This is a genomic window from Bacillus sp. KNSH39 (genome assembly GCF_052656585.1).
On the sequence record NZ_JBQXYO010000001.1, the window covers coordinates 4,922,281 to 4,943,066 of the forward strand.

The 20,786-nt window shown below is 35.1% G+C and carries 13 protein-coding genes, 1 pseudogene and 1 riboswitch; of the genes and pseudogenes, 12 read left to right on the forward strand and 2 right to left on the reverse strand.

All coding sequences use genetic code 11. From position 1 onward, the window contains the following. Positions 1–78 precede the first annotated feature (78 nt). The 8 genes and pseudogenes from ACUL40_RS25305 (at position 79) to ACUL40_RS25340 (ending at position 12,705) form a co-directional block, all read left to right on the forward strand. Positions 79–516, forward strand: a complete 438-nt coding sequence (locus ACUL40_RS25305) for a hypothetical protein (RefSeq protein ID WP_000033012.1) — start codon at positions 79–81, stop codon at positions 514–516. Beyond that, entirely contained in the window at positions 513–779 is a 267-nt protein-coding gene (locus ACUL40_RS25310) for a CPCC family cysteine-rich protein (RefSeq protein ID WP_445422704.1), read from the forward strand. The genes ACUL40_RS25305 and ACUL40_RS25310 overlap by 4 nt, the downstream gene beginning before the upstream one ends. Before the next feature lie 338 nt (positions 780–1,117). Then, entirely contained in the window at positions 1,118–1,654 is a 537-nt protein-coding gene (locus ACUL40_RS25315) for a TetR/AcrR family transcriptional regulator (RefSeq protein WP_000028021.1), read from the forward strand. 172 nt (positions 1,655–1,826) lie between these two features. Beyond that, positions 1,827–1,919: riboswitch (cyclic di-GMP riboswitch) on the forward strand. Positions 1,920–1,978: 59 nt separating this feature from the next. Next, the gene (locus ACUL40_RS25320; protein WP_445423154.1) at positions 1,979–8,821 is read left to right on the forward strand and encodes a SpaA isopeptide-forming pilin-related protein; all 6,843 of its coding nucleotides are present in this window, start codon (positions 1,979–1,981) and stop codon (positions 8,819–8,821) included. Between the two features lie 478 nt (positions 8,822–9,299). Next, positions 9,300–9,557, forward strand: a pseudogene (locus ACUL40_RS25325) (hypothetical protein); the annotation flags it as partial. Between the two features lie 91 nt (positions 9,558–9,648). Continuing rightward, complete coding sequence (locus ACUL40_RS25330) at positions 9,649–10,590, forward strand: DMT family transporter (RefSeq protein ID WP_000939625.1); 942 nt, start codon at positions 9,649–9,651, stop codon at positions 10,588–10,590. A 230-nt stretch (positions 10,591–10,820) separates the two neighbouring features. Beyond that, entirely contained in the window at positions 10,821–11,297 is a 477-nt protein-coding gene (locus ACUL40_RS25335; RefSeq protein WP_001182728.1) for a PH domain-containing protein, read from the forward strand. Then, entirely contained in the window at positions 11,290–12,705 is a 1,416-nt protein-coding gene (locus tag ACUL40_RS25340) for a PH domain-containing protein (protein WP_000278131.1), read from the forward strand. The genes ACUL40_RS25335 and ACUL40_RS25340 overlap by 8 nt, the downstream gene beginning before the upstream one ends. Before the next feature lie 211 nt (positions 12,706–12,916). On the opposite strand, the gene hmoB is transcribed toward ACUL40_RS25340, so the two are convergent. Further along, positions 12,917–13,414, reverse strand: a complete 498-nt coding sequence (gene hmoB / locus ACUL40_RS25345) for a heme-degrading monooxygenase HmoB (RefSeq protein WP_000644067.1) — start codon at positions 13,412–13,414, stop codon at positions 12,917–12,919. Positions 13,415–13,541: 127 nt separating this feature from the next. On the opposite strand from hmoB, the gene ACUL40_RS25350 reads away from it, so the two are divergent. The 4 genes from ACUL40_RS25350 (at position 13,542) to hemY (ending at position 19,274) form a co-directional block, all read left to right on the forward strand. Then, positions 13,542–15,659, forward strand: a complete 2,118-nt coding sequence (locus ACUL40_RS25350; protein WP_000756288.1) for a transglycosylase domain-containing protein — start codon at positions 13,542–13,544, stop codon at positions 15,657–15,659. A 177-nt stretch (positions 15,660–15,836) separates the two neighbouring features. Further along, positions 15,837–16,883: a uroporphyrinogen decarboxylase gene (gene hemE / locus ACUL40_RS25355; protein WP_013141801.1), complete on the forward strand. Its 1,047-nt coding sequence runs from the start codon at positions 15,837–15,839 to the stop codon at positions 16,881–16,883. Between the two features lie 14 nt (positions 16,884–16,897). Further along, positions 16,898–17,833, forward strand: coding sequence for a ferrochelatase (gene hemH, locus ACUL40_RS25360; protein WP_000726775.1), 936 nt, complete (start codon positions 16,898–16,900; stop codon positions 17,831–17,833). A gap of 19 nt (positions 17,834–17,852) precedes the next feature. Beyond that, positions 17,853–19,274, forward strand: coding sequence for a protoporphyrinogen oxidase (gene hemY / locus ACUL40_RS25365; protein ID WP_001228071.1), 1,422 nt, complete (start codon positions 17,853–17,855; stop codon positions 19,272–19,274). 56 nt (positions 19,275–19,330) lie between these two features. On the opposite strand, the gene ACUL40_RS25370 is transcribed toward hemY, so the two are convergent. Then, positions 19,331–20,683: a DUF4026 domain-containing protein gene (locus tag ACUL40_RS25370; protein ID WP_074047682.1), complete on the reverse strand. Its 1,353-nt coding sequence runs from the start codon at positions 20,681–20,683 to the stop codon at positions 19,331–19,333. Positions 20,684–20,786 lie beyond the last annotated feature (103 nt).

Sequence of the window (20,786 nt, forward strand, 5' to 3'; positions counted from 1 at the left end):
CTTTCGCGGAAGACGGGCGATTTTTTTATGCGAAAATAATGAATAATATATGTAAAGAAAAAAGCGAGGTGAATGAGAGTGAGCAAATTTTTAATACCGTATTCATTTTCTATATTAAGTTTCTTTATTTCAGCAACAGCACTTGATTTATATGATAGGATGGGAAACAATAGTGAGCTGGTTTCGCCGAACATAATTGGAAAGATAATTCAATCTACTGCGCAAATGGGAGTCCTTACATTGTATTTCGGAGTACCTATTATTTTAGGTGGCTGTCTACTTGGTGAGCTATTGTTTAGAGGTATCATTTTACGATTTAAACTCAGCTATATTATATCTTTATTATTATATCTACTTTTAGCTTTTAGTATTGTTTTCGTAACGGTAGGCATTCCAACTACATATGAAGATTCTAATACATTTTTCATGGGGATAACTATGATTTGTGCTGTGACATTCTTTATGGGCCGGAATATATGGGAGAAAAAAGAAATGAATAATGGAGTAACAGAATGAAATATACATGTCCGTGCTGCGGGTATAGAACAATAGAAGAAGAACCACCAGATACATATGAAATTTGTAATATATGTTACTGGGAAGATGATGAGGTACAGTTTAACAATCCTGACTTTGAAGGCGGTGCAAATGAAGTCTCGTTAAGACAAGCACAGAAAAATTTTATTGTATTTGGTGCTTGCGAGGAATGTTTTATTGGATTAGTTAGAAAACCGACTAGTGAAGATGTGAAGGATGCTAGTTGGCAGCGAATTTGTTAAGTGAAATGTTATTACTCAATTCAATGGGAGTAATAACATTTTTTATTTAGTGCTGAAAGAATTACTGCCGTCTTATAAGGTAATAAGAAGGACTAAATTGGTAAATTTTATTAATGGATATATTTTCAATAAATACAAAAGTATAGATGTATAGTCAGCTTTGTGTGTTTAATGTTATCATATTGAATGATATGGAAATTTTTAATAGAATAAGTAACTAAAAATTCAAAGGTAATGAAGCTTTTGTTGTATAAAGAAAATACTTAGTAGTAATGAACAATATTAAAAATAAGATTCGTATTTATATAAATTTAGTAGAAATGGGGTTTTAAAAAGGAATGAGTATAAGCATAACGCGGCAAAAGATTTTGGCGGCCGCTTCTCAAATTGTGCAATGTAAAGGGGTTGCTAAATTAACCTTAGAAGCAGTGGCAAAAGAGGCGGGTGTAAGTAAAGGTGGATTATTGTATCACTTTTCAAATAAAGAAGCTTTAATAGAAGGTATGATAGTCAGAGGGGTAGAGGATTATGAAGGGGCCATTTACAATAAAGTAGCGGAAGACTCAGAGAGGAAAGGGAGATGGGTTCGCTCTTTTGTAGAGGAAAGATTAAATAATGAGAGAAGAACAGAAGAGTTATCTAGTAGTATGATGGCAGCATTCATGTTAAAACCTGAATTACTTGAGCCATTACAACAATCATTTCAGCAACTGCAAAAGAATATAGAAAACGATGAGATAGATGCAGTTTGTGCAACAATTATTAGATTAGCAGCAGATGGATTATGGTATTCGGAATATTTAGGGGTTGGAAGACTAAGCCCCGAGTTAAGAGAAAAAGTGATTCAAGCTCTTATTAGTAATTCATATAAATAGAATATGCGAACTATATAATGCAAAAATAATTCACCATTGCTTCTTTAATGTAGTGGTGAATTGTTTTTTTTATTAGAAAAATAGAACAATTTTATAGAGTATTGAATTATAACCGTCCAGACGGTATAGTAATATTTGGTTTAAGAGGAAAATGAAACAAAAAAAGAATAAAAGATATTTTTAGCACACTATTCGAAAGGATAGGCCGCAAAGCTTAGAGTCTACGGTAATACATATTGGTTACTAAGATCGTCTGGTTGCACATTTTTGATGCAACCGGACGGTCTTTTTTTGTTATATAAATATAAAAAATAGGAGGGAACTATGCAAATGAAAAGTACTAAAAGACATATTTCAATGGTTTCATTAGTTTTTCTAGTATTATTTTCAGTGCTGAATGTGTGGGCTCCAGTTATTCAAGCTGCTGTGATGAAAAGTCCAGTGGACGAAATTAATATTTCCCGTACTGATGGCACGACATCTGAACCGTATCAAGCCTCAGATGGTATGAAAGTAGAAGTGAAGTGGTCAGCTAAAGAAAAAATAAAAAGTGGAGATCAATTCACAATTGATATGCCAAAAGAGTTTCGAAAAGACCTTATGAATATGAGTTTTCCTTTAAAAGATGCTGAAGGAAAAACAGTTGGTACATGTGAGATGAAAAAGGGTCTATTAACGTGTACTATGGGGGATTACGTAGAAGGAAAGAATAACATTAAAGGTTCTTTATTCGTAGAATTCTACTTTGGTCTAGAAGCATATGATGGTGTTAAAGAAATTCCATTAGAATTTAACGTTGATGGTCAAATCGTCAATAAAGAAGTAAATGTAAGTAATACGACAGAGAGACCGAAGCCACAGCCCAATACAGATAATCTATTGAAATGGGGTTCTTATAATCAAGAAGATCCTTCGATTGCTGATTGGCTTGTATATGTAAATGCAACTGGAACAGAAATGCAAGATCTTAAATTAACAGATACATTAGGACCTGGGCATGAGTTAATTACAGACAGCGTAGTATTAGAAGAGGCTGTATTTGAAGATGGTTATGCACCAACAAATATTAAGCCAGCAGATTTATCTAACATTAAAATTAATGCAACAAAGGCTGGATTTACAATTGAGTTTCCAGACAGTTCAAAAGGTTATATTTTAAGATATAAAACAAAGATTACTAATCCTTCTGCAAAGCCTCATAAAAATACTGTGAAATTAGAAGGTAAAAATATTAAAACTGAAGAAAAAGTAGGACAAGTATTCGTAAGTGGTGGAGGGGGAACCGGTTCAGGTGACGATAATCCACCTAGTATTGAAAAAAATATAGTTGATGAGAATGGCAAGCTTGTAGAGAATGAGCAGCTAACACAAATGGATCAAGTGATTCAATACCAAGTTGGTACACATATACCAAACGATCCTCCTAAATACACATCAATGGTAATTCGTGATGATTTAGAAGATGTTTTAGAAGTATTAGAGGCAAAAGTGTATGATCAAAATGGCCAAGATATTACTTCTAAAGGAACGTTAAAGATAGATAAGCAAAGAAGTGAAGTAACATTTACGTTTGGTGAGAATTTTGACTATAAGTCATATGAAGACCAGAGAATCAATCTTAGTATCAAGGCGAAAATTAAAAATAATGCAGACTTATCTTCTTACGTAGATAAGAAGATTCCTAATAAAGCGGAATTACATTTTGATGATAAAACATTAACATCAAAAGAAGTAACTATTACGCCGCCTGAAGCTCCAAAAGACGGTACAGTATCGATTCATAAAATAGATTCTGAGAATCCGAACAAAGGGTTAAAAGGTGCCGAATTTGAAGTTCGAAATAGTACAAACGAAGTTGTTGCAAAACTGAAAACGGACGAAAAAGGTTTTTCAGTACCTCAAACTTTAGCTCCTGGAACGTATAAAGTTTATGAAACAGTAGCACCAGAAGGATATCAAAAATTAAAAGAACCAGTAGAGGTTACACTTCAAGCTGGAGAAACAAAAACAATTGAAATTAAAAATACTATGCAAAAGGGTCAAATTGAAGTAAAGAAAATTGATTCGGAAAATGGTGAAAAACCATTAGCAAATGCAGAGTTTGATATAGTAAAAGACGGTGTAGTAGTCGAACATATTGTTACAGATAAAGATGGTAAGGCAATCTCTAAACCGTTAGCACCAGGGAAATATATTTTAAAAGAAACGAAAGCACCTGAAGGCTACCAATTAAAAGAAGCAGAGTTCGAAGTAAATGTAACAGGGGACGGCATATTCCCAATACAAGTGGAAAATGCAATGGTAGACAAAGGTAATATAGAAATTACAAAAGTGGACAAAGAAAACGGAGCAGTATTAGCGGGTGTCGAATTTGAAGTCCAAGATGAGAAAGATGAAGTAGTAAGAAAAGTAGTAACAGATAAAGATGGAAAAGCAAACGTTTCAGATCTATCAGTAGGAAAGTACAAATTAGTAGAGACAAAAAGCTTACCAGGTTATAAAAAGCTAACAGAACCAGTACCATTTGAAATAAAAAAAGGTATGACAAAAGCTTTAGCAATAAAAGTAGAAAATGAGCAGTTAGACAAAGGCTCAGTAGAAATTACAAAAATAGATAAAGATAGCCAAAAAGTACTAGAAGGCGTAGTCTTCGAAGTGCAAGATGAGCAAGGCAAAGTAGTAACAGAAGTAAAAACAGATAAAGATGGTAAAGCAAAAATCTCTGATTTATCAGTAGGGAAGTACAAATTAGTAGAGACGAAAAGTTTACCAGGCTACAAAAAGCTAACAGATTCAGTATCATTCGAAATTACAAAAGGTATGACAACAGTCCTATCGTTGAAAGTAGAAAATGAACAGTTAGATAAAGGTTCAGTAGAAATTACAAAAATAGATAAAGACAGCAAAAAAGCATTAAAAGGCGTAGTCTTTGAAGTGCAAGATGAAGCTGGAACAGTAGTAAAGGAAGTAAAAACAGATAAAGATGGTAAAGCAAAAATCTCAGATCTATCAGTAGGAAAGTACAAATTAGTAGAGAAAGAAAGTTTACCAGGCTATAAGAAATTAACAGAGCCAGTATCGTTTGAAATTACAAAAGGTATGACCGAGATCTTATCATTAAAAATAGAAAATGAAATGGTAGATACGGGAAATATAGAGATAATAAAGATAGATAAAGATAATAAAGCACCGTTAGCGGGAGTAACATTCATCGTACAAGATGAAAAGGGTAAGGAAGTTACGAAAGTAACGACAGATAAAGAAGGAAAAGCAAATGTTTCAGATTTACCTGTAGGAAAGTATGAATTAGTAGAGGTAGAAAGTTTACCTGGTTATAAAAAGTTAGAAAAACCAGTATCATTTGAAATTAAAAAAGGCATGACTGAGGTTCTATCATTAAAAGTAGAAAATGAAATGGTGGATACAGGGAATGTAGAGATAACAAAAATAGATAAAGATAGTAAAGCTCCATTAGAAAATGTTGTATTTGAAGTACGTGATTCAAAAGGAAAAGTAGTTGCAAAAGTAACGACGGATAAAGAAGGAAAAGCAAACGTTTCAGATTTACCTATTGGAAAGTATGAGTTAGTAGAAGTAGAAACACCGGCAGGATACAAACCACTAGAAAAGCCAATTTCATTCGAAATTGAAAAGGGTAGAGTAACAGCGCTAAAGCTAACAGTAGAAAATGAATTAGTGGATACAGGAAATGTAGAAATTACAAAAGTAGATAAAGAAAATAAAGATGCTTTAGCTGATGCAGTATTTGAGATTCAAGATGAAGCAGGACAAGTAGTCGCTAAAATAACGACAGATAAAAAAGGACAAGCACAAGTTACTAATTTATCAGTCGGCACATACAAGTTAGTAGAAGTAAAGGCACCAAAAGGGTATAAACAATTAGTAGATCCGATTACTTTCCAAATTGAAAAAGGCATGACAAAATCTCTTGCTTTAACAGTAGAAAACGAAATGTTAGACAAGGGAAATGTGGAAGTAACAAAAGTAGATAAAGATAGTCAAAAAGTATTAGAAGGCGTAGTCTTCGAAGTTCAAGACGACAAAGGCAAAGTAGTAACAGAAGTAACGACAGATAAAGAAGGAAAAGCAAACGTTTCAGATCTATCAGTAGGAAAATACAAATTAGTAGAGACGAAGAGCTTACCAGGTTACAAAAAGTTAACGGAACCAGTATCATTCGAAATTACAAAAGGTATGACGAAAGTTTTATCATTGAAAGTAGAGAACGAACTGTTAGATAAAGGTTCAGTAGAAATTACAAAAGTAGACAAAGAAAGTGGCGCAGTATTAGCGGGCGTAACATTCGAAGTGCAAGATGAAAAAGGCAAAGTAGTAACAAAAGTAACGACAGATAAAGAAGGAAAAGCAACAATTTCAGATTTACCAGTAGGAAAATATAAGCTAGTAGAGGTAGAAAGCTTACCAGGATATAAAAAACTAGCGAAACCAGTATCATTCGAAATCAAAAAAGGTATGACAGAAGTCTTATCACTAAAAGTAGAGAATGAACTAGTAGATAAAGGTTCAGTAGAAATTACAAAAGTGGACAAAGAAAGTGGCGCGTTATTAAAAGGCGTAACATTCGAAGTGCAAGATGAGCAAGGCAAAGTAGTAACAAAAGTAACAACAGATAAAGAAGGAAAAGCGAAAATTTCAGATCTATCTGTAGGGAATTACAAACTAGTAGAAGTAGAAAGCTTACCAGGCTACAAAAAGCTAACAGAGCCAGTATCATTCGAAATTAAAAAGGGTATGATAGAAGTCTTATCATTAAAAGTAGAGAATGAACAGTTAGACAAAGGTTCAGTAGAAATTACAAAAGTAGATAAAGATAGTCAAAAAGTATTAGAAGGCGTAGTCTTCGAAGTACAAGACGACAAAGGCAAAGTAGTAACAGAAGTACAAACAGATAAAAATGGTAAAGCAAAAATCTCAGACTTATCTGTAGGAAAGTACAAATTAGTAGAGAAAGAAAGCTTACCAGGTTACAAAAAGTTAACGGAACCAGTATCATTCGAAATTAAAAAAGGTATGACAAAAGTCTTATCATTGAAAGTAGAGAACGAACAGTTAGATAAAGGTTCAGTAGAAATTACAAAAGTGGACAAAGAAAGTGGCGCAGTATTAGCGGGCGTAACATTCGAAGTGCAAGATGAAAAAGGCAAAGTAGTAACAAAAGTAACGACAGATAAAGAAGGAAAAGCGAAAATTTCAGATCTATCTGTAGGGAATTACAAACTAGTAGAAGTAGAAAGCTTACCAGGCTACAAAAAGCTAACAGAGCCAGTATCATTCGAAACTAAAAAGGGTATGACAGAAGTCTTATCATTAAAAGTAGAGAATGAACAGTTAGACAAAGGTTCAGTAGAAATTACAAAAGTAGATAAAGATAGTCAAAAAGTATTAGAAGGCGTAGTCTTCGAAGTACAAGACGACAAAGGAAAAGTAGTAACAGAAGTAAAAACAGATAAAAATGGTAAAGCAAAAATCTCAGACTTATCTGTAGGAAAGTACAAATTAGTAGAGAAAGAAAGCTTACCAGGTTACAAAAAGCTAACAGAGCCAGTATCATTCGAAATTAAAAAAGGTATGACAGAAGTCTTATCATTAAAAGTAGAGAATGAACAGTTAGACAAAGGTTCAGTAGAAATCACAAAAGTAGATAAAGATAGCCAAAAAGTATTAGAAGGCGTAGTCTTCGAAGTACAAGATGAGCAAGGCAAAGTAGTAACAGAAGTAACGACAGATAAAGATGGAAAAGTAAACATTTCAGACTTATCTGTAGGAAAGTACAAATTAGTAGAGAAAGAAAGCTTACCAGGTTACAAACAATTAACAGAACCAGTATCGTTTGAAATTACAAAAGGTATGACAGAAGTTCTATCATTAAAAATAGAAAATGAAATGGTAGATACGGGAAATGTAGAAATTACAAAAATAGATAAAGATAATAAGGCACCGTTAGCAGGTGTAGTCTTTGAAGTACAAGACGACAAAGGCAAGGTAGTAACGAAAGTAACGACAGATAAAGCTGGAAAAGCAACAGTTTCAGATTTATCAGTAGGAAAGTACAAGCTAGTAGAAGTAGAGAGTTTACCAGGCTACAAAAAATTAGAAAAGCCTGTACCATTTGAAATTACAAAAGGTATGACAAAATCTTTAGCGTTCACTGTAGAAAATGAAATGGTAGATACGGGGAATGTAGAAATCACAAAAATAGATAAAGACAGTAAAGCACCATTAGAAAATGTTGTATTTGAAGTACGTGACTCAAAAGGCAAAGTAGTTGCGAAAGTAACGACGGATAAAGAAGGAAAAGCAAACGTTTCAGATCTATCAGTAGGAAAATACAAATTAGTAGAGACGAAGAGCTTACCAGGTTACAAAAAGTTAACGGAACCAGTATCATTCGAAATTACAAAAGGTATGACAAAAGTCTTATCATTGAAAGTAGAGAACGAACAGTTAGACAAAGGTGCAGTGGAGATTACAAAAATGGCCACTGAAAGCAAGGAAGTCTTATCAGGAGCTGTGTTTGAAGTTCATGATGAAAAGGGAAAAGTAGTAGTGAAAGTAACAACAGATAAAGATGGAAAGGCAAAAATCACAGATCTATCTGTAGGTAACTACACACTAGTAGAAGTAGAAGCACCAAAGGGATATGAAAAATTAACTAATCCAATTCCATTTGAAATTACAAATGGAATGATAAATGCAGTTCAATTAGAAGTATTAAACAAATTGAATCATTTAGCACCACCAGGTCCAGAAACACCAGATCCAGAAAAGCCTGGAACACCAGATCCAGAAAAACCTGGAACACCAGATCCAGAAAAACCTGGAACACCAGATCCAGAAAAGCCTGGAACACCGGATCCGGAGAAACCTGGAACACCGAATCCAGAAAAACCTGGAACACCAGATCCAGAAAAGCCTGGAACACCGGATCCGGAGAAACCTGGAACACCGAATCCAGAAAAACCTGGAACACCAGATCCAGAAAAGCCAGGGACACCGAATCCAGAGAAACCTGAAAAAGAATTACCGAAGACAGGGCAGAAAATGCCTGTGGAACCATATATGGGAGCACTTCTTGTAATGATGAGTTTTGGGTTACTCGTATTAGGTAGAAAACAGCAGAGATAATAAAGGTGAAAAGGTATCCTCAAAGTATTTGAGGATACCTTTTTTAGCATAAAAAAAAGCATCTAGCAAAAGTACTAGATGCAAATAAAAACACAAGGGAAGACAAAATTCTTCCCTTTTCCCGTATGTAATTATATCAAAAAATTTATAAAAAACTAGCTATATTTAAAATATAATTTTTAAAAAAGTTATATACATAAATAATTGCAATACGCGCAGTTTTATCTTTCTGAAAAATCCATTTCTTTAATTTCGAATATTAAGACTAATGTTAATAAATCTTCAGATAATTAGAAAAAATAACCAAAAGGATATATAATATTGCTTAATAAATAATTTTAATGAATTACATATATTTCATTTGGTGTATTAATTGAATATCATAATTTCAAATTTTATTAAGCAAGAATCTCGGTTACTTATTGCATTTCTAACATAGGGTGAGATAGAAAAATACAATAGTGTGGAGGTTTTTATAATGACGTTTGTTCTTAGTAAAATGAATGGGTTTAGCATAGAAGAAAAGGTACATGAATTTGAATCTAAAGGATTCCTTGAAATCTCAAATGAAATCTTTTTACAAGAGGAAGAGAATCATCGTTTATTAACACAAGCACAGTTAGATTATTATAATTTGGAAGATGATGCGTACAGTGAATGCCGTGCTAGATCTTATTCAAGGTATATAAAGTATGTTGATTCACCAGATTATATTTTAGATAATAGTAATGATTACAATTGAGTGTTTTTGAGGAAAAGCACCTGTCCTTTTTTTAGGCTGGTGTTTTTCTCACTATAAACCGAGTTTTTATTGGAGGGGGATTAATTTGCTTCAAAAGAGTTTTAAGCAAGAGAAAACGGTACCGGCCTTAAAGATGATAGCATCAATGGTTATCTTTGGATCAGTTGGATTTTTTTCTGTTCAAACAAACTTACCTTCGTTTGAATTAGTGTTTGTAAGGTGTATTTTTGCGACAATATTTTTAAGTGTATGCTGGTTGCTTACAGGGCAATATAAACAAGATAAATGGGAACGAAAAGAAGTTATTCAAGTTTTAATATGTGGTTTTTTCTTAGTATTTAATTGGGTTTTCTTATTTAAAGCCTTTGAAAATATGTCAGTTACCATTGCTATCTCAGTTTATCATCTTGCACCAGTAATTGTACTGTTAATTGGAAGTATCGTCTTTAAAGAAAAATTAACATTCATATCTATCATTTCAATAATTGTGTGTTTTGCAGGAGCTTTATTAATTGCTGGTATTGATGGAAGCTTCTCTGTCGGCTCATTAATGTCTTCAGGTATGATATGGGGATTTCTTGCGGCTCTCTTTTATGCATTTACAACTTTATTTGGTAAAGGGATTAACAAAATGAGTGCGTATGCAATGACATTTTTACAAACATTCTTGGGGATATTTCTTTTAATACCATTTATAGATTTAGATGCTTTTAGTGGCCTCACTCAAAGTAATTGGACATATATTATAGCTACTGGTTTTATTCACACAGGGATAGTATATTATCTGTTTTTTGATAGTTTACGCTATTTATCTACAAAAACCATCTCAATATTAGTTTTTTTAGATCCGGCAGTGGCAATATTATTAGATACTGTACTTACTGGATTCCGTCCAACTTTAATGCAAATAACAGGAATTCTTTTTATTTTTATTGGCATGACTTTAACATTAAAAAAATCTAAAGATAAAAAACTAAGCCAAAAAGAAAAGCGAATTGAAAGCGATGCTAGTATATCTCAACAATAATGAAATATATTGTGTATAAAACGATAAACCTTGCATGAATCATGTAAGGTTTATTTTAGTTCAATATAATTCATATTTATAATACATAATTTTCAAAACTGAGGTATGTGTTTCTTTAATATGCTTTTGATTCAACTATTTTCATTTGACTATAAATTTACAAAAATGTATATAAAATCTTATTTTTTGATAATATATAAGTAATAAATTCATAGAATTGGAGTGATGAGATGCAGCCGTTAGAAAGGGAGATTCATTCTAATATGCTGAAAGTGTGGAGGATGCACGCTTTAATTGGGGCGGTAGTTATACTAACAGTCGTAATTGCGTATTTCTTTTTTATGATTAACTTTAACTGGTGGGGCTGGTTGTTCGGACTATTAGTAACAGGAGCTATTACATTTATTCCCCTTGATTATTTTGTGTTTCCAAATTTACGTCAACGCTATTATAGTTACAGATTAAATGAAGAAGAGATTGAGATTCAAAAGGGAATGTTTGTTGTAAAACGCGTACTTATTCCGATGATCCGTGTGCAGCACGTAACGATTGAGCAAGGGCCGATCATGAGAAAGTATAATTTAGCAGAATTACATATTTCAACAGCCGCAACTTCTCATAGTATTCCAGGTTTAACGAAAGAAGAAGCAGAACAGCTGAAAAGACAAATTGGAGAACTTGCGAAAGTGAGTGATAAGGATGTATAAGAGGCAACATCCGATTACGATATTGTTAGGTATTAGGATTGCGAGTTTGTTGCCACTTATTATTCTTGTTTTATTTAAACCTGATGAACAAGTGGAACCTTGGTATTTATTTTATCTTTTTCTTCTGGTTGTTTTATTCATCATGGCTATTTTTTCAGCAATTAAATGGTATTTTAAAGTGTACTGGATTGAGAATAATATTTTACATATAAAGCACGGTGTTTTTGTAAAGAAGGAAAGCTATTTAAATAAAGAGCGTGTACAAAATATTAGTACGTCTTCTAACATCATTTATCAAATGCTCGGACTTATGAAGTTAAATATAGAAGTAGCCGGTGGTGGTAATGAACCAGAAGTGATGTTGGCTGGTATTAAAGAAGACGAGGCAAAACATTTAATTTCTTTATTACATAAGAAAGAAACTACTGTAAAAGAAGAAATAGAAGAGGAAGAAAGCAAGACGGTTTATCAGTTAACAGCGAAAGAGGTTTTAGCCGCAGCGATTACATCTGGTCGGTTCGGACTAGTGTTCTCTGGACTGGTACTTCTTTACACAAAGTTTGATTTTGTTCTTCCTGAAGGATTCACAAGTAAAGTAGAAGCGTATGTGATGGGAAACGGTGTTTATAAACTAATTGTAATTGCATTAATTTTAATGGCAATTTCGTGGATTATTTCCACGGCTGGATATGTGTTGAAATATGCAAACTTTAAAATTGAGCGAAAAGGGGAAGAGATTCGTATCGTTCAAGGATTATTTGAAAAGAAAGAGTTTGTCTTAAAATTGCACCGCATTCAAGCGATTACTGTAAAAGAAGGTATGCTTCGCCAGCCGTTTGGCTATTGTGCTGTTGAAGTGGAAGCAATTCAAAGTATTGGAGCAGCAAGTAACGAAGTAATGTTGCATCCATTTATGAAGAAAAAAGATGTACAGCACCTGATCACATATTTAGAGTTACCATATGAAATCGAAGCGGAGATCGTTCACTTACCAAAAACAGCGTTGCGTCGTTATTTCATTATGGGCTGGTTAATAAGTATCATACTCACAGTTCTAATTGCCAGCGTGAGTATATATTTTAAACAATATATTGCGTTGTTTGTTATTTTACCATTATTTATCGTGTTTTCGTTACTTGCGTATGCTAGATATAAAAGTGGCGGTTATGAATTAAGAGAAAATCAACTAACGGTTGTATATCGTAATTTTTCGAAATATACAGGAATAATGCGAAGAAGACATGTTCAAGCAGTAGGTTATAATCAATCGTATTTTCAAAGAAAAGATGAATTATGTACAACTCTTGTAGCGGTAGCTGGGCGCGGTTATGAAGTAAAGCATATGAGAAAAAAAGATTCACTTCGTATATATAATTGGTACAAAGAAAAAGGAAACACCGGTGTGTAATGGTGTTTCCTTTTTGTCATTAAATTGATATCTTTAGTCGAATCGTTGATATATTTCAAGATATGATAGATATATTCGGAAAATCGTTGATATATTTCAAGATGTGATAGATATATTCGGAAAATCGTTGATATATTCAAAGATATGATAGATATATTCGGAAAATCGTTAATATAATTTCACGTACTGTTAGTGTTGTATTATGTTTTAATTAAACTAACACATCAAAAGTAGTCACAAAAGATGGACGAGAGAAAATACTCTTTTGCTGTTCCGCATGTGGATGCGCTGGAGCTTGTCCTTCTGCTTGTACAGGGCGTTTCTTATGAGCGTTTTCGAATGAACGTGATTCTGTCCAGTCTTTAAAGTTTTGCTCTGTTTCCCACATCGTTAAGATGACGTATGTATCGTTACTTAATGGACGTAGAACACGGATTGCTTGGAATCCTGGTTCGTTTTCAATAAGGCCTGCGCGGTTTTTAAAGCGGTTTTCAAATACAGGGCGACCTTCGTCTGTGACAGAAATGTTGTTACAAACGATATAGCCAGGTTGTCCTTTAAATTCACCGACAGCATCTAGTACGTCATACTGAAGTGAACCTTCTACAGATTCTTCTGTATTTTCTTTATAAAACATATTTTTTTCATCATTTTTTGCAGTGAAATGTGCTTGTTCTAGAGGTGTTTCGTATGAAATAATAGCCTTCATTTTAATGCCCCCTTAATAGTTTGTTTCTATTATATCAACTCTCTTAAAAAACTTCGAAGATTATATACATAAAGATACTTCTTTTTCAAATAATAAATGTACCATCATTTGGAAAGAAGGACGATGTATGAAGAAAGTAAAGTGGACTTTATTAGGCGGCGTCGCAACGTTCGTAGTAGCGATTGTAATCTATAAACTTATCGTGTTAGCTGGTGGCTATATGATGGATGAAAAGCAGCTCGTTTTCCACTCTTCATCACGTATCGTTGACCAGAAAGGGAAAGAAATTACGAAATTATACGTAGAAAATAGAGAGCTCGTACCGATCGAGCAAATTCCGAAGTATGTGCAGCAGGCGTTTGTTGCGGTGGAAGATTCTCGTTTTTATGAGCATCAAGGGATTGATTATCCGTCTATATTCCGTGCTCTTTATAAAGATACGTTAGCTAGAGAGAAAGTAGAGGGCGGTAGTACCATTACGCAGCAACTCGCTAAAAACGTCTTTTTAACTCGTGAAAAAACATTTACGCGCAAATTGAAGGAAGTCGCAATTTCTCTTCAATTAGAGCAAAAATATACGAAGCAACAAATTCTTGAAATGTATATGAATCATATTTATTTTGGTCATGGGGCTTACGGTATTCAAGCGGCAGCAAAGTTGTATTTTAATAAAAATGTTGAGGATTTAACAGTAGAGGAAGGGGCAATGCTTGCAGGCCTTCCGAAGTCACCAAACGGATATTCACCGTACTATTCTGCAGAGAAGAGTAAGGAACGCCGTGATCTAGTGTTGTCACTTATGCATAAACAAGGCTATTTGACTGCAGAAGAAAGCGTTCGTTATCAAGGGAAGACAATTGCTCTATATAAAAATTTAGATGAGAATGAGCTTGCATATATGCCGTATATTGATATGGTCATAGATGAAGCCGCTCGTTTATACGGATTGTCTCATCAAGAAGTACTTCGCGGAGGATATACGTTTGTCGTACCTATGGATGAAAAGATTCAAAAGGTAGCATATAACCAGTTTCAAGATGCAAGGAATTTCCCTGGGAAAGAAGAGGGGGCGCAAGGTGCTTTCTTATTAATGGATAATCGTACGGGAGGGATTAAAGCGGCGATTGGGGGAAGAAAGTACGTCCCGAGAGGATTTAATCGTGTTTTTGCCAAAAGGCAGCCTGGATCTGTTTTAAAACCACTTATCGTTTATGCACCAGCACTAGAAACGAAAAAGTATAATCCGTATTCTTTATTAACGAATGAAAGAAATTCTTTTGAAGGGTATGAACCTCGAAATTATAATCATGAGTATTCAAAAGAAATGACGATGTATGATGCGATTTTAGAGTCGGCAAATGTACCGGCAGTTTCTTTATTAAATGAGTTAGGGGTAGAAGAAGGAAAGCAATATTTAGAAAAAGGAAATGTTCATATTGCAGATGCTGGTTTAAGTACAGCGCTTGGCGGATTGAAAAATGGCGTTTCAACATTTGATCTTGTAAAAATGTACCGTTCATTTTTAGCAAATGGAAATATTATCGAGCCGCACGTTATTGATAAAGTATTAAACAGACACGGTGCAGTCATTGGGGAATCTCCAAAAGTAGAGACAAAAATCTTCTCGAAGCAGACAGCATGGTATATGACGAAAATGCTAGAAGGAGTTGTGAAGGAAGGGACAGCAAGAGTGGGTGTATATAACGGTGCGTTAGCTGGAAAAACGGGTACAACTTCATTGCCAAATGACGATAAGGGAGCAAGAGATATGTGGTTCGTTGGTTATACACCGAACTTAGTAGGCGCTGTTTGGATTGGTTATGACCGTACGGATAAGGAGCATCAGTTGCAAGGAGAAAGTGCATCTGCGACAAAATTGTTTAAGAAAATTTTAACGAAGGCTAATGTAGAACATAAAGAGAAGTTTATGAAGCCTGAAGGTGTGGAAACAATCGGCGCTCCGATTCGGCTGCGCAAAATTGAAGATGTAAAAATGAAATTATCATTTAGCCCTTTCGGTTTATTTAAAGCAAAATTAAGCTGGACGCCACTTCCAGATAACAGAATTATGTACCGAATCTATAGAGTGGAGAACGGAATTCATACGCATGTTAGCACTGTAAATGGTGCTGGGGAATATGAGGAAAAGTTCGTTAACATATTTTCAAAACCGAGCTTTTACGTTGTACCATATAATACACAAACGAATCGTGAAGGAGAAAAGTCAAAAGTAGCTAAACCATAGTTTTTCTCTGTGTTATAATAAGAATGTTGTGAAAATAGTAAGCGTTTTTAAGAGTGTTTGTGTCAATTTAATGAACAACGTACATAATATTATGCATTTTGTTTTTACAAGCTGTATAGTAAAAAAAGATAAATATCGAACGTATTCGAAGCATTGGTAAGGAAGGGAGCAAGGGTCTTGGTAAGAACTATAAATGAGACATTTTTAAAAGCATGTAGGGGGGAACGTACCGATTATGTACCAGCATGGTATATGCGTCAAGCAGGTCGTTCACAGCCGGAATATAGAAAGATTAAAGAAAAGTATTCTTTATTTGAAATTACACACAATCCAGAGTTATGTGCTTACGTTACAAAATTGCCGGTTGATCAGTATAACGTAGACGCAGCAATTCTTTATAAAGATATTATGTCACCACTACCTGCAATTGGTGTGGATGTAGAAATTAAATCAGGTATTGGCCCAGTTATCGATAACCCAATCCGTTCTTTACAAGACGTAGAAAAACTAGGGGAAATCAATCCAGAAGATGACGTACCGTACATACTAGATACAATTCGTTTATTAACGACAGAAATGTTAGACGTACCGTTAATCGGTTTTTCAGGAGCTCCATTTACATTAGCGAGCTATATGATTGAAGGCGGTCCATCTCGTAACTACCATAATACGAAAGCGTTCATGTATGCAGAGCCGAAAGCTTGGTTCGCTTTAATGGATAAACTAGCAGATATGGTTATTACATATTTAAAAGCGCAAATTAACGCAGGAGCAAAAGCAGTTCAAATTTTCGATTCTTGGGTTGGAACAGTAAATGTAGCGGATTATCGCGTATTTATTAAACCAGCAATGGAGCGTATTTTTGCAGAAGTTCGTAAGATGGGTGTTCCAATGATTATGCACGGCGTAGGAGCTGCACACTTAGTGAATGAGTGGCACGACTTACCGCTTGATGTAGTCGGCTTAGATTGGCGCTTACCGATTGAAGAAGCACGTGCACGGGGCGTTCATAAGGCGGTACAAGGTAATATGGACCCTTCATTCTTACTTGCACCATGGTCTGTTATTGAAGAACATGTAAAAAGTATTTTAGATCAAGGGATGAAACAGCCGGGTTATATCTTTAACTTAGGTCACGGTGTATTCCCAGAAGTAAATCCAGATACATTAAAACGTTTAACTACATTTATTCATGAATACTCTAAAGGGCAGTTAGCGAAGTAAAGGAGCATTGCTGTATGAAAAAGAAAATTGGTTTGCTTGTAATGGCATACGGAACGCCATATAAAGAAGAAGATATTGAACGTTACTATACACATATTCGCAGAGGAAGAAAGCCAAGTCCTGAAATGCTGGAAGATTTAACAGAGCGTTACCGTGCAATTGGTGGTATTTCTCCTTTAGCTACTATTACATTAGAGCAAGCTAAGAAGTTAGAGAAGCGTTTAAATGAAGTACAAGATGAAGTAGAGTACCATATGTATCTTGGCTTAAAACATATTGAACCGTTTATTGAAGATGCAGTGAAAGATATGCATAACGACGGAATACAAGATGCAATCGCGCTTGTTCTTGCACCTCACTATTCTACGTTTAGCGTGAAATCATACGTTGGACGAGCACAAGAAGAAGCTGAGAAACTTGGAAACTTAACAATTCATGGCATTGATAGCTGGTATAAAGAGCCGAAATTCATCCAGTACTGGGTCGATGCAGTGAAAGGTATATATAACGGTATGTCAGATGCAGAGCGTGAAAAAGCAGTATTAATCGTATCTGCACATAGCTTACCAGAGAAAATTATTGCAATGGGCGATCCATATCCAGATCAATTAAATGAAACAGCGGACTATATCGCGCGCGGAGCTGAAGTAGCAAACTATGCAGTAGGCTGGCAAAGTGCAGGAAACACACCAGATCCTTGGATTGGTCCAGATGTACAAGATTTAACGAGAGAACTAAATGAAAAGCACGGTTATACTTCATTCGTATATGCACCAGTTGGATTTGTTGCGGAACATTTAGAAGTTTTATATGACAACGACTTTGAGTGTAAAGTTGTAACGGATGAAATTGGCGCGAAATATTATCGTCCAGAAATGCCAAATGCATCGGACGCATTTATTGATTGTTTAACAGATGTTGTATTAAAGAAAAAAGAATCTGTACTGTAAGAAGAAAGGGGGAGCCTGCTTGAGGAAAAAGGTTGTGATCATCGGCGGAGGCATCACTGGATTAACAGCAATGTATAACTTACAAAAAAATATTCATGAAAAAAACTTGCCGATTGATACATTACTTATAGAAGCATCGGGTAAACTTGGCGGAAAAATTCAAACCGTTCGAAAAGATGGATTTACAATTGAGCGCGGACCAGATTCTTTCTTAGCACGAAAAGAAAGTGCAGCTAGATTAGTGAAAGAATTAGGTCTTGGCGATGAACTTGTAAATAATCAAGCCGGTCAATCATTTATCCTTGTAAACAATCGGTTACATAAAATGCCGAATGGATCAATGATGGGAATTCCAACGCAAATTACGCCGTTTCTATTTTCCGGGCTGTTCTCCCCAATTGGTAAACTAAGAGCTGGCTTTGATCTATTAATGCCGAGGTCAAAGCCAGTATCTGACCAATCACTCGGACAATTTTTCAGACATCGTCTTGGAAACGAAGTGGTTGAAAACTTAATAGAGCCGTTACTATCGGGTATTTATGCAGGGGATATTGATGAAATGAGCTTAATGTCAACATTCCCGCAAATGTATCAAATTGAGCAGAAACATCGCAGTATTTCACTCGGTATGCGTACGCTCGCTCCGAAAGAAGAGAAAGCTGAACCGAAAAAGGGAATGTTCCAAACAGTGAAAACAGGTTTAGAATCTATCGTAAAATCTCTCGAAGCAAAGATGCATGAAGGTACGATAATAAAGGGAACTCGCATTGAAAAAGTTGCGAAACAGGGTGATGGTTATACGATTACTCTTAGTAACGGAAAAGAAATAGAAGCGGACGCCATCGTAGTGGCAACTTCGCATAAAGTATTGCCGTCCATGTTTGCTCAGTACAAGCAGTTTCGTTTCTTCCGTAATATTCCATCCACATCCGTTGCGAATGTGGCACTTGCTTTCCAAAAGTCTGCAATCCAGCGCGATATTAATGGTACAGGATTTGTCGTATCACGAAATAGCGATTACACCATTACAGCATGTACGTGGACGCATAAAAAATGGCCACATACAACGCCAGAAGGAAAAACACTCCTTCGCTGTTACGTTGGACGTGCTGGTGATGAAGCGGTTGTAGAACAAACTGAAGAAGAACTCGTTCAGCTCGTACTAGAAGATTTAAGGAAGACGATGGATATTACAGAGGATCCAGAGTTTACAATCGTAAGTCGCTGGAAAGAAGCGATGCCTCAATATACAGTGGGCCATAACGAGCGAATGAAAAAGCTCACAACATTTATGGAGAAAGAGTTGCCAGGTATATACTTGGCAGGTAGCTCCTATGCTGGTGCTGGACTTCCAGACTGTATGAATCAAGGTGAGGAAGCTGCAAAGCGTGTATTATCTCATTTGGAGAAAGTAATAGATGCTGAATTAATCGCACAATAAATTATAAGAAACGCCTTCAATCATATTGAAGGCGTTTCGTTTATTATATAAAATACTTATTCGCCAATAAACATATATAAGTTATTTGGCTTTATAACAGCATCTCCTGCATAAATAACCCAATCTGTTAAGTTATCAAAATCTAAATGATAACTATTTCCTTCACTCATATCTTCTATAAAATATGGTTCATTGATGAGTATTCCTTGAATCAGGTCTTCTGTAATATGTTGCATTTCAAACCACATATGTTCGCTTTTACCCTCTTCATAGGAAACACCAAACTTAGCGAGAAAACGAAACTCTTCATTGGATTTTTCAATTTGAAAAATGTTGCTGAAATACCCGAAAGTATTTTTCGCATTATAAGCCATACGATCGGTTTCACTATTTGTTTTATAGAACATGAGCCCTGTAGCTTCCTCGTGTTCTTTGAAAAAACTTTCAATATATTCTTCTGAAGTATTAAATTTGAATAAGAGAACGGATGGAGATTGATGGTATTCATCTCGGGCATCCATTCCGCCTAAGAATGTATTTTGTGCATCTATTGGCTGTAATTTCACTTCTTCATCCTCGATTGAAGATAATTGGTCCATACTCGTTTTATGCCCTATATAAGATAATCCTTTCTCCCACGGAACAGCGACTGTATGTATAGAACCTTGCTGACTATGCGCGATAACGATAGGCTCATTCATAGGGACTTGTCCATTCTCAACGGCATTATTAGCAAATGTTTGAAAGAGATCGCCAATGCCGTAGTAGGAAGAAATACGATTTGGAATAATTAACTCTATTTCAGTTACGCCCGCTCTTAAAAGGCCGTGTGTATGAAACCAATATTGCGTAGGCTCGCCTTCTTTATCGTCTTCATAAACGGAATGAATAACGTATAAGTCAGGAATGTCAGGTAATAATTCATTTTCAACGTGATATTCAATATAGTTTCTAGATATCACTTTCATTGCTGCACTTGAATCGATTACAAATAACAAATCTGGGGCGAGGTTCCATAAAAATTGTATTTGCTGGAAAAAGCAGTCGAGTACATCGCCTACAAATAGCGTACGAGTGAAAATTTCAGTACCGAAAGCCGCATCTTCAAAATTACGATCTACAATTGTAGAATCTTGTCTATTGTACATTTTATATTCTTCTGGGTCATTCGCCTCATCAATATGCAGTTCATACGGTATGATTGTTTCATCCATATGTAACTCAACAATAAGGCTTGTCTCATCACTATAAACAATTTTTAACTCATCAACTTTAGTAGTGATATTTTCTAGCCGTTGTTTTAACTGCTCAATTGTAATTCTAGTTGGTATAACAGCAATCATATCTGAAAAATGACGTTCTAATGTTCCATTCATAGCTGCGCGGTATGTTTCTGTTTGCACTTCCATCCAATCACTCCTATTCAAATGAATCCATTTTACATGCCAATCAAATGTCGATATTTTCTGTTTTCTCTCTCTAACATTATAGAGTGCATTTGTAGAAGGTGTA

Bases quoted from the DNA above. Each gene is read 5' to 3' on its own strand.
- ACUL40_RS25335 (WP_001182728.1), top strand. From the start codon at position 10,821: ATGCAGCCGTTAGAAAGGGAGATTCATTCTAATATGCTGAAAGTGTGG.
- ACUL40_RS25315 (WP_000028021.1), top strand. From the start codon at position 1,118: ATGAGTATAAGCATAACGCGGCAAAAGATTTTGGCGGCCGCTTCTCAA.
- ACUL40_RS25370 (WP_074047682.1), bottom strand. From the start codon at position 20,683: ATGGAAGTGCAAACAGAAACATACCGCGCAGCTATGAATGGAACATTA.
- ACUL40_RS25340 (WP_000278131.1), top strand. From the start codon at position 11,290: ATGTATAAGAGGCAACATCCGATTACGATATTGTTAGGTATTAGGATT.
- ACUL40_RS25310 (WP_445422704.1), top strand. From the start codon at position 513: ATGAAATATACATGTCCGTGCTGCGGGTATAGAACAATAGAAGAAGAA.
- ACUL40_RS25320 (WP_445423154.1), top strand. From the start codon at position 1,979: ATGCAAATGAAAAGTACTAAAAGACATATTTCAATGGTTTCATTAGTT.
- hemH (WP_000726775.1), top strand. From the start codon at position 16,898: ATGAAAAAGAAAATTGGTTTGCTTGTAATGGCATACGGAACGCCATAT.
- hmoB (WP_000644067.1), bottom strand. From the start codon at position 13,414: ATGAAGGCTATTATTTCATACGAAACACCTCTAGAACAAGCACATTTC.
- ACUL40_RS25350 (WP_000756288.1), top strand. From the start codon at position 13,542: ATGAAGAAAGTAAAGTGGACTTTATTAGGCGGCGTCGCAACGTTCGTA.